Annotated in this window: 10 protein-coding genes; 4 read left to right on the top strand and 6 right to left on the bottom strand. The window is 69.0% G+C overall.

Annotated features, from left to right (window positions below; all coding sequences use genetic code 11):
* Positions 1-42: 42 nt before the first annotated feature.
* Both E8P82_RS10285 and E8P82_RS10280 read right to left on the bottom strand, forming a co-directional pair.
* Entirely contained in the window at positions 43-468 is a 426-nt protein-coding gene (locus E8P82_RS10285) for a type II toxin-antitoxin system VapC family toxin (RefSeq protein ID WP_136454648.1), read from the bottom strand.
* A complete protein-coding gene (locus E8P82_RS10280) occupies positions 465-692 on the bottom strand; it encodes a FitA-like ribbon-helix-helix domain-containing protein (protein ID WP_136454646.1) in 228 nt (75 codons plus the stop codon). The genes E8P82_RS10285 and E8P82_RS10280 overlap by 4 nt, the downstream gene beginning before the upstream one ends.
* Positions 693-844: 152 nt before the next feature.
* Here E8P82_RS10280 and E8P82_RS10275 point away from each other — a divergent pair, with 152 nt between their 5' ends.
* Positions 845-2185: an alpha-hydroxy-acid oxidizing protein gene (locus E8P82_RS10275; RefSeq protein ID WP_246021233.1), complete on the top strand. Its 1341-nt coding sequence runs from the start codon at positions 845-847 to the stop codon at positions 2183-2185.
* A 79-nt stretch (positions 2186-2264) separates the two neighbouring features.
* On the opposite strand, the gene E8P82_RS10270 is transcribed toward E8P82_RS10275, so the two are convergent.
* The 3 genes from E8P82_RS10270 to E8P82_RS10260 form a co-directional block, all read right to left on the bottom strand.
* On the bottom strand, positions 2265-2786 hold the full coding sequence (locus E8P82_RS10270) for a DUF1697 domain-containing protein (protein ID WP_136454644.1): 522 nt from the start codon (positions 2784-2786) through the stop codon (positions 2265-2267).
* 131 nt (positions 2787-2917) lie between these two features.
* Entirely contained in the window at positions 2918-4126 is a 1209-nt protein-coding gene (locus E8P82_RS10265) for a zinc-dependent alcohol dehydrogenase (RefSeq protein WP_136454642.1), read from the bottom strand.
* A 253-nt stretch (positions 4127-4379) separates the two neighbouring features.
* Positions 4380-5141, bottom strand: a complete 762-nt coding sequence (locus E8P82_RS10260) for a 3'-5' exonuclease (protein WP_136454640.1) — start codon at positions 5139-5141, stop codon at positions 4380-4382.
* Positions 5142-5221: 80 nt separating this feature from the next.
* Between E8P82_RS10260 and E8P82_RS10255 the strand changes: the two genes are divergently transcribed.
* From E8P82_RS10255 to E8P82_RS10245, 3 genes are read left to right on the top strand one after another with little or no spacing between them, the layout of a single operon-like run.
* The gene (locus tag E8P82_RS10255; RefSeq protein ID WP_136454639.1) at positions 5222-5707 is read left to right on the top strand and encodes an MGMT family protein; all 486 of its coding nucleotides are present in this window, start codon (positions 5222-5224) and stop codon (positions 5705-5707) included.
* A 29-nt stretch (positions 5708-5736) separates the two neighbouring features.
* A complete protein-coding gene (locus tag E8P82_RS10250) occupies positions 5737-9084 on the top strand; it encodes an ATP-dependent helicase (protein ID WP_136454637.1) in 3348 nt (1115 codons plus the stop codon).
* Positions 9084-12509: an ATP-dependent helicase gene (locus E8P82_RS10245; protein WP_136454636.1), complete on the top strand. Its 3426-nt coding sequence runs from the start codon at positions 9084-9086 to the stop codon at positions 12507-12509. Before E8P82_RS10250 ends, E8P82_RS10245 begins: the two co-directional genes overlap by 1 nt.
* Before the next feature lie 40 nt (positions 12510-12549).
* Here the strand turns inward: E8P82_RS10245 and E8P82_RS10240 are convergent, their stop codons facing one another.
* Positions 12550-13860, bottom strand: coding sequence for a phosphotransferase (locus E8P82_RS10240; RefSeq protein WP_136454634.1), 1311 nt, complete (start codon positions 13858-13860; stop codon positions 12550-12552).
* Between the last annotated feature and the right edge of the window lie 47 nt (positions 13861-13907).

The raw sequence follows: 13907 nt of genomic DNA, 5'->3' as shown, positions 1-13907 counted from the left end.
AGGTCAGCGACGATCGTACGACGACGGTGCTCGGCGCCTGACTCAGGCGCTCGGCGTCATGTCCCATGGGTTGAGGCAGAGGACGCCGAGGGGCTCGAAGTGTCTGGTGTTCCGCGTTGCGATGGTCATTCCTGCGGACTGGGCTACGGCGGCGATGAGGGCGTCGTCGAACGGTGCATGCTCCGGTACCTGATACCCTGCGAGAACCCGGGCCGCCGCGAGGTCGAAGGACAGCACTCGGTCGGCGAACGCGGGCAGGAAGTTCTCCGTGAACCAGCGGCGCAGCACCTTCCCCTGCGGGGCGTCCGATCGCTCCTGGGCGATCACCCCTCGCTCGATCTCCGCGATGGTGAACGCTGAAACGAACTGGTCACTGAGGGGAACCGATGCCGCCCACACCTCGACGGGCCGGTTGCGGCGGCGGACGCGCAGCGCAGAGACGACGTTGGTGTCCAGGACGTACTTCACAGATCTGCCGAGCGGGCCGTCAGTCCGAGGCGGTCTGGTTCGAAGTCGATGTCGGCACCGTCGTCGGTTCCCAGAAGGTCGACGAGGGTGACGGGCTCGTCCATCAGGGCCCTGGTGAGCATCTCGCGCACCTCAGCCTCCACCGAGCGGTGACGCACTTTGGCACGCGCGCGTAGCGCGGCCTTGGTTCCCGCAGGAAGATTGCGGATCAGAATCTGTTCCATGAGTGACCACCTTCGATATCGATTCCACGATATCAGTGCTGGATCGGATCGCTCTGACAACAGCAGAGCGGCCTTCGAAGGACCGCACCGCGCCGGTCTCGTCCGAGCCCGCAATCCTGGTCGCAGGCTTCGATCCATAGGAGAGTTGATCCATGGTGACTGCGAACGCGATGAACGCGAGCCCGACGAACGAACCCGCCACGGACAAGGACCAGGAACCAGGACCCGGGCGTGCACGGCAGAACGCGATCTACCGCGCGGGAGTCCTGGGGCGAACACCGATCGTGCCCACGGACTTCGCAACGCTCGAGCGGCGCGCACGCCGCAGGATGTCGGCGAAGGCATGGGCCTATACGGCCGGAGGTGCCGGGGACGGTTCCACCATGCGGGCCAACCGCGAGGCGTTCGAGCGGTGGAAGATTGTTCCGCGGGTCCTGCGCGACGTCTCCCGCCGCGATATCAGCGTGGAGCTCTTCGGCCGGCGAATTCCCGCACCGGTCCTGCTGGCACCCCTCGGCGCCTCCGACCTGGTCCACCCCGAGGCCGACAGGGCCATTGCCCGGGCTGCCGCGGATCTGGGTGTGCCCTACATCCTCTCGAACCAGGCAGGGGTTCCGATGGAGGAGTGCGCCGCTGCGATGGGATCAGCACCGCGCTGGTTCCAGCTGTACTGGAGCAAGGACGACAGGCTCGTGGACAGCCTGCTGGAGCGGGCGAAGAACATCGGCGCCGAGGCCGTCGTCGTCACCCTCGACACCCAGCTGCTCGGCTGGCGGCCCCTGGACCTCAACCTGGGCTCACTGCCGTTCAGCCAGGGACAGGGCATTGCCCAGTACACCGCCGATCACACGTTCCTGCAGATAGTTCGGGAACGACTCGCAGCAGCAAGGGCCGCGGGCATCAAGGACACGGCCGACGTCACCCTCGGCTCCATCAGGACCCTGGTGAACATCAGCAGACGCTTCCCCGGCCGGTTCCTGGACAATCTGCGCTCACCCGTTCCACGCGCCGCCGTCGAGACGTTCCTGGACATCTACTCCCGCCCCTCATTGACGTGGCAGGACCTGATCACGCTTCGGAACCGCACGGACCTGCCCGTGGTCCTCAAGGGTGTGCTGCACCCGGACGACGCCCGGCGGGCGCTGGACATCGGCGTCGACGGAATCATGGTCTCCAACCACGGCGGGCGTCAGGTGGGCGGCAGCATCGCGTCCCTGGACGCGCTCGCGGATATCGCGGGCGTCGTCGGGGGCAAGGCCACCCTGCTGTTCGACAGCGGCATCCGCACCGGCGCCGACATCTTCAAGGCGCTCGCCCTGGGTGCGGACGCCGTGACCGTCGGTCGTCCCTACCTGTACGGGCTGGCGTTGAACGGGGCCCAGGGAGCGCGCGACACCGTCGCCAACCTCATCGCCGAATTCGACCTCACCCTCGGGCTGGCCGGACATGTCTCGGCCCGGGAGATCACCGTGGAGAGCCTGAGCAGCCGCTGACGCAGGTTCCTCCGATCCAGGGGCCCTCCGCTGTCACAGGCGCGAATTCTCGTGCAACCTCCAATGCGTCGCTCCAGCATCACGCGGTGAGCTGCACGAGTTTTGCGACCGTGTTGGCATTACGGGCGGTGCCGATGACCCCGAGCCGCTTCTCGAACCAGGCGGCCTGGAGTTTCGATGTCCCCGCGGCGTCGGCGTAGCGGATGAACACCTCCATCCCGTCCACGACGAACAGATCGGGTGCGCTGCTGTCCGCCGCCAGGACGAGACCGGTGTGCGGCGGTCCGTCGAGGAACACCGTCATCACCCACCGTCCCTCCTGGGTGCCGACGAACGGGTTGCGCCGCTCGCCGTCGACGAGCTGTTCATGCGATCGGACGACGACGGGCAGATCGTGGCCGAATGTCTCGCGGATGGTGCGCCTGACGAGCTCGGCACACGCTGATGAGGAACGGGCACCGCGCTCGAAGACGACGTTCCCGGCCACCTGCAGGGTCACGACGCCTTCAAGGCCCACGGCTTCTAGCGCTGAGCGCAAAGCCGGCATCCGCAGGGCGGTCGGCCCTCCTACCCCTCGGATCAGTGCGACGTCCCTCGGCATGGCGACGGCATAGCCGCTGGGCTTCACAGGGCATCAGGGAGTCCAGTCGTGTTGTTCGACCCTGCGGCAAGGTCATCGGCGGCGGCTTACACGCTCCCGGCATCGCGGCCAGCGAGGAGGGCCGGCTCGATTCAAGGGGCCACCACCGTCTTGAGCCAGCCCTCCTCGCGCCGATCGAAGCTCAGGTAGGCGTCGACGATGTCGGTGATCGGCTCGTGCTGGGTGATGAACCTCGTCGGGTCGAATACCCCCGAAGCGACGAGGTCGAGCAGCGGCGGTGTGACCGAGCGGTGGTCGCAGTTACCCATCCGGATGGTCAGGTTCTTGTTCATCGCCTGCCCGATCGGGTAGGACATCAGGTCCGGGCTATAGACCCCGATGATGCCGATGCGACCATACTTCCGGACGGTTTCGATACTCCACTGTGACACCTGCGACGGCGCGTTGCCCGGCACCCAGTTCTCGCCCTGGATGTTCGTCTTGGGAGCCACCTGCGCCACTTCCTGCCCGAACTCGTCCGCCTGCTGCTCGCTGTCCGCCGCTGCCGGTCCGGATCTGGGGCGCTGCGCATCGACGCCCACGGCATCGATGACGGCGTCCACGCCGATTCCTAGCGTCGCCTCCATGATGGCCTGCACCGGGTCCTCACGGTTGAAGTTGATGACCTCGGCGTTCTGGTCGAGCGCCAGGACGAGCCGGGTGTCGATGCCGTCGACTGCGAACACCCGCGAGGCTCCCTGCCGGAAGGCAGATACGATCGCGAACTGCCCGACGGGTCCCGCTCCGTATACCGCGACGGTGTCCCCGCGCTGCACACCGGCCAGTTGGGCCCCGAACCATGCGGTGGGGAAGATGTCCGAGAGCAGAATGGCCTGCTCATCACTGATGTTGTCCGGCAGTGCGGTCAGGGTGTTCGATGCCCATGGAATACGCGCGTACTCGGCCTGGAGCCCATCGACGGGTCCCGTTGACCCGGGCCCACCGAAGAAGCACGTTCCCGCCTGCGGGCCGTTCGGGTTCGCGTTGTCGCACTGGGCTGTGTGTCCGGCTCGGCACTGCCAGCAGACGCCACAGGACATGGTCGAGGACACCACCACCCGGTCTCCGGGGGCGAAGCGGCGGACTGCATCGCCAACGGCAGTAATCTCGCCGACAGCTTCGTGGCCGAGGATCGTCCCTTCCTTCATGGGCGCCATGGTGCCGCGGATGAAATGCAGATCGGTACCGCAGATGGCGGTCCGGGTGACGCGCACGATGGCGTCAGTGGGATCGATGATCGAAGGATCATCGACGTTGTCGAGTCGGATATCACCTTCACCGTGCCAGACAAGGGCTTTCATGATGTGTGCTCCTTCAGCTTCGAGCGACCAGCGGGACGACTGATCATCAACTCTGCTCAACGCTAGGAGTGGCACCGCAGGCCCCTCAAGAATCAGGACTGATGCATGCTGTCGTTGACATCATTGACAGTGTGACGTAGCCGATCGAGGCCACACTGTGATGCGCTGACGGGGACGAAGGCAGGTAGCCGCACGAATGCGGGGATATGTCCGGTGAGCGTCTGGCAGTAGATCACCCGGCCGCCGGGCACGACTACTGCCGCGCCATGTCCTTGGAGGGAGTGAGTGAGTGGCCGCCGTTGAATGGCACGGCGGTCCTGTCCTCCACACCGGGTTCGAGCACCGGCCAGGCGCGCTCGACGACGGCATCAGGCTCCGTCCGCCGGAGGTACTCCTCGAAGTTCGCCGCCTGGTGGGCGGCCCAGACGACGAGCGAGGCGTGGAGCTCCGCTGCGGGCTTCCGGAGGAACTCGTGCCGGTCGGCGAGGATCCGGCCGACACGCAGGGTCGCCAGAACGTCCGCCGCGGAGGTGTGGGCGTTCTCGAAGCCGACGCCGTAGTGCTCGCTCACTGCCGTGAGCGTCCGTTTGCCCCGACGATACCGATCGGCCTGCTTGTCCATGACGTACGGGTCGATCACCGGGAAGGGGACGGGCGTGTCGACGTCGTGGCGCAGGCCTTCCCGGGCGAGCACCGTGAAGTCGTACCGCGCATTGTAGGCCAGCACGGGCACGCCGTCGTCGAACAGGCGGGTGAGGACCGCCGCGATGCCCTGCACCACATCTGAAGCGGGAAGACCGTGGCTCCGAGCGTGCTCCGTGGTGACTCCGTGGATCGCGGTGGCGCCGTCCGGGATCTCGACGCCGGGATCGGCCAGCCACTCATGATGCTCGAGGATGTCGCCGTGGGCGTCGACGAGGATGATGGTCGCGGTGACGATGCGCGCGCTCGACGGATCGCGCCCCGTCGTCTCGAGGTCGAAGGCAGCCCGTGGTTCCTCGTGCCAGCTCGTCATAAGTTCACGTTACCGGTGGCTGCCGACCAATCGAGGATTCCGCTCCGACAGTCGCAACACTCCGGCCTAGTGTTGGGCTCATGGATCCACAGGACACGGCAGGTGGGGAGGCCGCAGAGCATGGGCGGATCGTGGATCCGCCACGAGGTGCCCCGGACGTCTACGCCGAGGCCGTTCTGGCCGTGACCGGGATGATTCCACCGGGCCACGTGCTGACCTACGGCGACATCGCCGAGCTCCTCGGCTGCGGCGGTCCACGGCAGGTCGGTCGTGCACTGTCCCACAGCACCCGGAGCGTGCCATGGTGGCGCGTGCTGCGCGCCGGCGGTCACCCCGCGAGTGGCCTCGCCGACCGCGCCAGACCACACTACGACGACGAGGCCACGCCGCTGAGGGCGCCGGAGGATCCGGCCGGTCCGGGGGACTATCGCGTGGATCTCGGCCGAGCCCGCTGGTGGCCGACGACGGCGGAGCAGACCGTCATCGCGGGCCTCGGTGCTTCCAGGCGGTCCGCGAACGACGAGCCACGGACACGGGTATCGGTACGAGAGCCGGATGTGCGCTGATTGTCCGTGGAGTGTGGTGGGCTTGATCCATGACCAGCACCGTCCATGACGCTCCCGCACCGCCTTCCGGCGCCGATCGAGACGGAGCCGCAGAGAAGCCGGCGAGCGGCTACGACGCCGTCCTCGACTCGCTGCAGCAGCTCGCCGGGCAGGTCCTCGTCCTCGGTGCTCCCGGCAGCGGGAAGTCCACGCTGCTCACCGATCTGGCCGTCCGCCGGATCGACGCCGGGACCCTGGAGCCCGAGGGACTCCTCGTGCTCGGTCCCACGCGCGCCGCCGCCACGAGACTCCGGGACGAGCTCACCGCGAAGCTCGACCGCAGCATCAGCACAGCCCCTGCCCGCACCTGGTCCTCCTACGCCTTCGACCTCATCCGCCGAGCCCGGGCCGAGGGGCGGATGCCCGCGATCAGGCGCGCACCTCGTCTGCTCTCGGGAGCGGAACAGGACCTGATCATCAAGGAACTCCTCGCCGGACACGGGCAGGACGGCGCGCCCGGTCCGTCGTGGCCCGCGAGTCTCGCACTGGCCCTTCCCACGCGGGGTTTCCGCCAGGAGATCCGCGATCTGTTCGACCGCGTGAGCGAGTACGCGGTGTCCGCCGAGGACCTCGCGGCCTGGGGAGAGCGCTTCGATCGCCCGGACTGGACCGCCGCAGCCGAGCTCTACCGCGAATACCGCGACGTGCTCGAGCTGCGCATGCCCGAGGCCTTCGACCCGGCAGGGATCCTCACGGCCGCGCGCGAGATCCTGGAGACCGATCGTGAGTTCCTCGACCGGGAGCGCGCGCGCCTGCAGCTGGTCCTGGTGGACGACTATCAGGAGGCGAACCCCGGTATCCACGCACTGCTCGGACTCATCGGCGCGGGTAACGACGTCGTCATCACCGCCTGCCCGGACACGGTGGCCCAGGGCTTCCGTGGGGCGCGCCCCGATCTCACGGGGCGCCTGTCCACTCTTTTCCGGCGTCGGGGGGGCCTGACGACGCTGACGCTGCCCGGATCCCGGACGTTGAGGGGTCAGTCGGCCGGCGCCTGGAGCAACGTGGCCGCGCGCATCGCCACCACCGGTGTCAGCACGGCCTACCGTGATGTGCAGGGAGCGCTGCCCGGCGGGCCGGACGACGCACACCTGCGACATGCGGGGAGCGAGGTGATCCACGGCGGCTCGGTGCAGGACGGCATGCTGCAGGACGGCGCGTCGAAGCAGCCAGGAGCCCTCTCCGTGCACGTCCTCGACAGCGTGTTCCACGAGCAGCGCTTCATCACCCAGCAGGTGCTCGAGGCACACCTGTTCGGCGGGCGCAGCTTCGACGACATCGCCGTGATCGTCCGGAACGGAGCGCAGGTCTCCGCCGTGCAGCGCTATCTCACGGCGCAGGGGATCGCCGTGAACGTACCGGCCTCCGAGACGGCCATCCGGGAGGAGCCGGCGGTGCGTCCCCTGCTCGACCTCTATGCCGTGGCCGTGGGCAGGGCACAGCTCGACACCGAGCTGTGCATCTCCCTGCTCACCTCGAGGATCGGCGGCGCGGGCAGCCTGGAGCTGCGGCGACTGCGCCAGCAGCTGCGGCGCATCGAACTGCAGCGCGGCGGAGGCCGTACGAGCGACGAACTGCTCACCGATCTCTTCTCCGCACCGGACGAGATCGCCGGGCTCTCCTCGGAGGGAGCGCCCGCCCGGCGCCTGTACCGCATGCTGGAGGCGGGACGGGCCGCTGCCGACGACGTGGCCGCCGATGCCGAGACGGTCCTCTGGGCGCTGTGGTCCGCCTCCGGGCTCGCGCAGCAGTGGTCGACGGCGGCCCTGTCCGAGGGGCCGTTCTCCGCCCGCGCGGACCGCGATCTGGACGCCATGATGGCCCTGTTCACCACGGCCGAGCGCTTCGTGGAGCAGGTACCCGGGGCCGATCCCGAGCTCTTCCTCGACTACATCCTCAGCCAGGACATCCCCATGGACACGCTGGCCCAGCGCGCGAGCCGGCAGGCGTCGGTCTCCGTCCTCACCCCGGCCAGTGCAGCGGGCAGGCACTGGCCCATGGTGATCGTGGCCGGTGTGCAGGACGGCGTCTGGCCGAATCTGCGGCTTCGAGGGGAGCTGCTCGGCTCCGGGGAGCTGCGGGCCCTGCTCGATCACGGCGAATCCTTCCGGAGCACCCGCGATCCCGTCTCCCTGCTGCAGGACATCCGCTTCGACGAGCTGCGCACCTTCTCGCTCGCGGTGTCCAGGGCCAGCCAGGAGCTGGTGTGCTGCGCCGTGTCCTCCCAGGACGAGCAGGCCTCCCCGTTCCTCGATGTACTGGACCCGCTGCCGGCAGGTGTCGAGGCGAGGACGCGTACCGAGGTACTGCGTCCCCTCACTCTCCGCGCGCTGGTCGCGGAGCTGCGCCGGGTGGCACAGGATCCGCAGGCCAGTACCGTCCTGTCCGAGGAGGCCGTGCAGCACCTGGGTCGTATGGCCGTCGCGGAGCCTCCCGTGCCCGGAGCCCATCCGGCGCAGTGGTGGGGGCTGGCCGAGGTGAGCAGCGATGCCCCGGTGGTACCGGAGGATCAGGCCATCACTGTCTCGCCGTCGAAGGTGGAGTCCGTGCTCGCCTCGCCCCTGAGCTGGTTCGTCTCCGCAGCGGGCGGGGAGCGGACCACGGACTTCGCCCGGTCGCTCGGGACCCTGGTCCATCAGATCGCGCAGGATCTCCCCGATGCCACGGGTCAGGAGTACACCCGCGAACTCGAACGGCGCTGGCCGCGGCTGGGCATCAGCGACTCCTGGGAGGGACAGGCCGATTTCCGGCGGGCCGAGGGCATGGTCCGCAAACTCGCTGCCTATGTGCTGCTGATGCGGAAGTCCGGGCGCACGCTGCAGGCCACGGAGGTGGACTTCTCCGTCGATCTCACGATGCTCGTCGAGGGAGTCGAGCGGACGGCACGTCTGCGGGGCCAGATCGACCGGCTCGAACGCGACGCCGAGGGCCGCGCCGTCGTCGTCGACCTGAAGACGGGCAGGAGCGCACCGACCGCGGCCGACATCGAGCATCACCCGCAGCTGGCCGCCTATCAGACCGCCGTGGCATCCGGAGCCCTCGCCGAGGACCCGGCCGACGACGTCACCGCCGACGACGCTGCGCGTACCGGGTCGCCCGGGGGTGCCTCACTCGTGCACCTCGGGACGACGGCGAAGAACGTGGCCGTCCAGGAACAACCCCCGGTCGGCTCCGAGGACACCTGGGCGAGGACCATGATCGAGGACGCCGCGGCAATGATGTCCGCCGCCACGTTCGACACCGTCCACGATCCGCGCAGATCAGGTTTCGGTGGCAGTGGGTGCCGGCTGCCCGAGATCTGCCCACTGTGCGAAGAGGGCAGGCAGGTGACCCAGTAATGGCAGCCCCGACCTCCACCCGCACCTACTCGGCGCGGGAACTCGCGGAGCTTCTGCACGCCGATGCCGGCGCCGAGGTGCAGTATCCCACCGAGGATCAGGCCCGGGTCATCGAGGCGCCCCTGGAGCCGCTGCTGGTGATCGCCGGAGCCGGATCGGGCAAGACCCGCACCATGGCGGACAGGGTGGTCTGGCTCGTCGCGAACAGGCTGGTGCGCCCCGAGCAGATCCTCGGCGTCACGTTTACTCGCAAGGCGGCCGGAGAACTGGCCTCCCGTGTCCGCCTGCGACTGGCGCAGCTCTATGCGGCGCTCGGTACGGACGACACTCCCTCCGGCGTGGACGTGGTCGACCGCCTCGACCCGGCCATCTCCACCTACCACTCGTTCGCCAACGGAATCGTCCAGGACTACGGGCTGCGCATCGGCGTCGAGCGCGACTCCGTCATGCTCGGAACGGCGCAGTCCTGGCAGCTCGCCCACTCCGTCGTCGAGGCGTACGACGGCGAATGGGCGCATTTCACGGCGGCCAAGAGTACCCTCGTGAAGGCGGTGCTCGACATGGCGGGGGAATGCGCCGAGCACCTGGTCAGCCCGGCGACCGTCCGTGCCGAGCTCCGGCGCCACATCGAGTACGTCACCGGTCGGGCCTACGTGCACGGGACCTCGAAGGCTCCCACCCAGAAGGTGCAGGAGCTCCTGGACCGGCTGCGCACGCGGGTCACCGTCACGGAACTCGTCGAGAGCTATGCTGCCGCGAAGCTCGCACGTCGCCAGCTCGACTTCGGCGATCTCGTCTCGCTCGCGGCCAGGATCGCGCGGGACATCCCGGAGGCAGGGCAGCTGGAGCGTGAGAAGTACCGCGTGGTGCTGCTGGACGAGTTCCAAGACACCTCCCACGCGCAGATGGTGCTGTTCTCGCGCCTGTTCGCCGACGGTCGATCGGTCACCGCCGTCGGCGACCCGCACCAGTCGATCTACGGTTTCCGCGGAGCGTCGGCGGGACAACTGGGAACCTTCCGGACCGCGTTCCCGACCCTTGCGGGCGATGATCGGGCTCCGGCGCCCGTGACGCACCTGTCCGTGGCATGGCGGAATTCGACGGCCATCCTCGAGGCGGCGAACACCGTGGCAGGCCCGCTCAACAGGCCCGCCCCCTGGCTGCGCACCACGACCGTCCAGCAGGTACCGGAACTCGACGCCCGACCCGGGGCGCCGCTCGGAGAGGTGACCCTGGGGCGCTTCCTGACCGACGCCCCGGTGCAGGGTGGCGTGCCGCTGGACGAGGCGCCCGAGGGCGACTCGCCACAGGAGCGCGTCGCACCCCTCAGCGAGGCGGAGGCCATCACGCAGCAGGTGCTGCAGCAGCGTCGACGTTCCTTCGAGACCCACAACGGCGTAGCTCTTCCACCCACCATGGCGGTCCTGTGCCGGGGGCGGAAGCAGTTCGCGCCGATCCGGCGGGAACTCGAGCGTGCCGGTGTACCGGTGCAGGTGGTGGGCCTTGGGGGCCTGCTGCGCACGCCCGAGATCGTGGATCTGCTCGCCACGTTGCGGGTGCTCGGCGACCCCGACCGCTCGGACTCGATGCTCCGCCTCCTGTCCGGGGCACGGTGGCGCATCGGCCCCGCTGACCTGTTGGCGCTCGGTGACTGGTCCAGGCAGCTCGCGCACTCGCGCGAAGCCGCGTTCCGGCACACGACGGCGGCGGGGGAGGAGATCGACGACGAGCTGCGCGACGCCGTCGTCGCACCCGATACGGCCGAGGCCGGAAGTCTGGTCGAGGCGGTCGATCACCTCCCGCCCTCGGGCTGGGTGTCCTCGTCCGGGAGAACGCTCAGCGGTACCGCCCGGCAGCGCCTGGATGCCCTGCGGAAGGAACTGCGCGTCCTTCGCGGCTTCGTGGGGGACGACCTCGGCAGCATGATCGCGGAAGTGGAACGCACGATCCTGCTGGACATCGAAGTCGCGGCGAAGCCCGGGGTGGGGATCAACGAGGCGCGCCGAAATCTCGATGCCTTCACGGAGGCCGTGGCCGGCTTCGTCTCCACGGCCGAACGTGTGGATCTGCCGGCGTTCCTGGCCTGGCTGGAGGCGGCCGACCAGGAGGAGGACGGCCTGCCGGTGACACAGTTGGAGGCGAGCCGGGACGCAGTACAGCTCCTCACCGTGCATGCGTCGAAGGGCCTGGAGTGGGATGTCGTCCTCGTACCCGGGCTCAACGCAGGGTCCTTCCCGAGCGAGCGGGATTCGCGCTGGAGCAGCGGGAACTCCTCGATCCCGTGGCCGCTGCGCGGAGACGCGCCGGAACTGCCGCAGTGGGACTGGGAACAGCAGGACCAGAGGGCGTGGCTGACCAGTGAGTCGGAGTTCACCGATGACGCGAGATTCCACGCGGAGCGGGAGGAACGACGGCTGGCGTACGTGGCATTCACGCGCGCCAAGCACGTTCTGGTCTGCACCTCGTCCGCGTGGGCAGGAGGGCGTTCCAAACCCGCCGCGCCGTCGTCCTTCCTCCACGAGCTCGTGGGCCTCGCCGAAGCCCGGACGCCCGGCATCACCTGTCCGCATTGGATCGACGACGAGGTCGGTGGGACCAACCCGGCAACCGCGAGACCCGAGCGGGCCAGCTGGCCGATCGACCCGCTGGGTCCCCGCCGCACGGCCATGGAGCAGGCGGCACGGGCCGTCCTCGAGCAGGCTGCAGCACCTTCGCCAGACACGACCTCCGAGACCGACGGCGGACGATGGGGTCGTGAGGTCAGGCTCGCCCTGGCGCGGCAGAGCCGGGAGGGCGAACGGTTGCCGCTCACACTGCCCGCCCACATCTCGGCCTCGACCCTCGTGGAACTGCGTGAGGATCCGGAAGCCGTGATGCGGCAGCTACGACGACCGCTGCCCCGCAGGCCGGGCTCGGCGGCCCGCAGGGGCACCGCCTTCCATGAGTGGATCGAGGAGTTCTACGGCTCGGCCGGCATGCTCGACCTCGGTGAGTACCCCGGTGGTGCTGACGCGTACGTGGACGAATCGCTCGGGCTGCAGGAGATGGCGGGGATCTTCGAGAGGTCCGAATGGGCCCTGCGCCAACCTGCAGCGATCGAGGCACCGATCGAGACGAAGATCAACGGTGTGGTGGTGCGCGGGCGCATCGACGCGGTGTTCCGTGACCCCGACGGCGGCTGGGACCTCATCGACTGGAAGACCGGGCATCCGCCGGCACCGCACCTGCGTGCTGCGAAGGCCGTTCAGCTGGCCGTCTACAGATTGGCGTGGTCGAGGCTGAAGGAGGTTCCCCTGGAGAGCGTGCGAGCAGCGTTCTTCTATGTCGGGGACAATCTGGTGGTGCGCCCGCACGATCTGGCCGACACTGCCGAACTCGAGCGGATCATCGCAGCGGCTTCGGGCGGCCGGACCGGCGGCGCCTGAACGGGACAGACCCTCCTCCAGGCGGATGGCCCTCCCCACATCAGTGACCGAAGGACACGACGGGCAGCGTCGTCGTCTCGAGCTCGTCGCGGGCACGCGCTTCCGGTTCCCCGACGGCGGAATCGTCGACCCTGCCGCGCGGCCGTGACGCAGGTCGGTCCGCCACCGGGCCCTGAGGGGCCGGAGAGGACCCGGCTGCTGTCCGGCCGCCGCGCGCGCCCTGGTCCTGCGTGTCGCCGTCGGCTCCGGAGACGTCCCGGTGGGCGTCCTCGGCCACGGCCGGTGGATTCCGCGACGTGACAGCGGTCGCGCCGTGCAGCTCCTGGTCTCCCGGGTGCGCCGCGGGCGTGTGGTCGTCGGCGCCCCGTTCATCACCCCATTCGAGCCGTTCCTGTTCCGCGTTCCGAGCGCGTTCGGCCGCCTCGTGCTGTTCGCGCTCGAGCGAGGCGACATCTGCCGCGAGGGCCCCGAGCATCTCCTGGGCCTCCCCGATCATCGACGCGTCCTCGAGAGCAACACCGCGGACCAGCCACTGCGCGAGCGCGAACTCCGCGGCGAGCGCCGAACGCCGCAGAAGATGGGGATCCACGGCCCCTGTCCGGGCAGCCGCATATGCGTCATGGACGGTCTGGACGAAGTCCGCGTCCTCGGCCGCCGCGAGCCAGGCGAAGTCCTGCGCCGGGTCGCTGAGGCTCAGCTCCGTCCAGCCGATGACGGCCGACACCTCGGCGCCGGAGAAGAGCAGGTGGTCCTCGTGCAGATCGCCGTGGACGACGGTGGGACTGAACCGCCACAGGCCGACATCCTCGAGCGCATGTTCCCAGCGACGCAGCAGGATCGCGGGGATCCTGCCGGTGGTCGCCGCCTGATCGAGCTCGTTGAGTCTGCGCTGGCGGTACTCGTCGGCTTCGTAGCTCGGCAGGTCGGCGCGCTGGACGAGCCCCTTCGGCAGGTCATGGATCGCCGCGATGACGCGGCCGAGCTCCTGGGCCACGGCAGGACCGCCACCGGTCACTGCCTCGAGGGTCCTGGTACTGCCGAGAAGATGCGAGTAGACGAACGTGCTGAGCTCACCCTGGCGCACGCTCCCGGCGAGATGGGGGATGAGGAAGGGCAGCTCGGCCTTCACCGCCGGCGTGAAGGCCCGCAGTGCCTGCAACTCGGTCTCCAGCCGCATGCTGGCCTCGACATGCCTGGGAGCGCGGACCCGCCACTGCTTGCCGGAATCGTCCATCAGCAACGCCGAGTCGAAGTCGGCCACGTCATCGGGAGTGCCTGCCACACCCGTCGGGGCCAGACCCGGCACGGCGGCGGTGGCCATGGCAGCAAGTTGCATCGGTGTGCGTTTCACACCCTCCACGGTAGGGCGTACCAGGGCCGTGGTACGACTCGGGACGC

It is taken from the genome of Arthrobacter echini (assembly GCF_004803505.1).
In the GTDB taxonomy this organism is placed as follows: domain Bacteria; phylum Actinomycetota; class Actinomycetes; order Actinomycetales; family Micrococcaceae; genus Arthrobacter_D; species Arthrobacter_D echini.
The sequence above is the reverse complement of the archived record's forward strand: the minus strand, read 5'-3'. Positions and strand labels throughout refer to the sequence as shown.

Bases quoted from the DNA above. Each gene is read 5' to 3' on its own strand.
- E8P82_RS10270 (WP_136454644.1), bottom strand. From the start codon at position 2,786: ATGCCGAGGGACGTCGCACTGATCCGAGGGGTAGGAGGGCCGACCGCC.
- E8P82_RS10275 (WP_246021233.1), top strand. From the start codon at position 845: ATGGTGACTGCGAACGCGATGAACGCGAGCCCGACGAACGAACCCGCC.
- E8P82_RS10280 (WP_136454646.1), bottom strand. From the start codon at position 692: ATGGAACAGATTCTGATCCGCAATCTTCCTGCGGGAACCAAGGCCGCG.
- E8P82_RS10250 (WP_136454637.1), top strand. From the start codon at position 5,737: ATGACCAGCACCGTCCATGACGCTCCCGCACCGCCTTCCGGCGCCGAT.
- E8P82_RS10265 (WP_136454642.1), bottom strand. From the start codon at position 4,126: ATGAAAGCCCTTGTCTGGCACGGTGAAGGTGATATCCGACTCGACAAC.
- E8P82_RS10245 (WP_136454636.1), top strand. From the start codon at position 9,084: ATGGCAGCCCCGACCTCCACCCGCACCTACTCGGCGCGGGAACTCGCG.
- E8P82_RS10260 (WP_136454640.1), bottom strand. From the start codon at position 5,141: ATGACGAGCTGGCACGAGGAACCACGGGCTGCCTTCGACCTCGAGACG.
- E8P82_RS10255 (WP_136454639.1), top strand. From the start codon at position 5,222: ATGGATCCACAGGACACGGCAGGTGGGGAGGCCGCAGAGCATGGGCGG.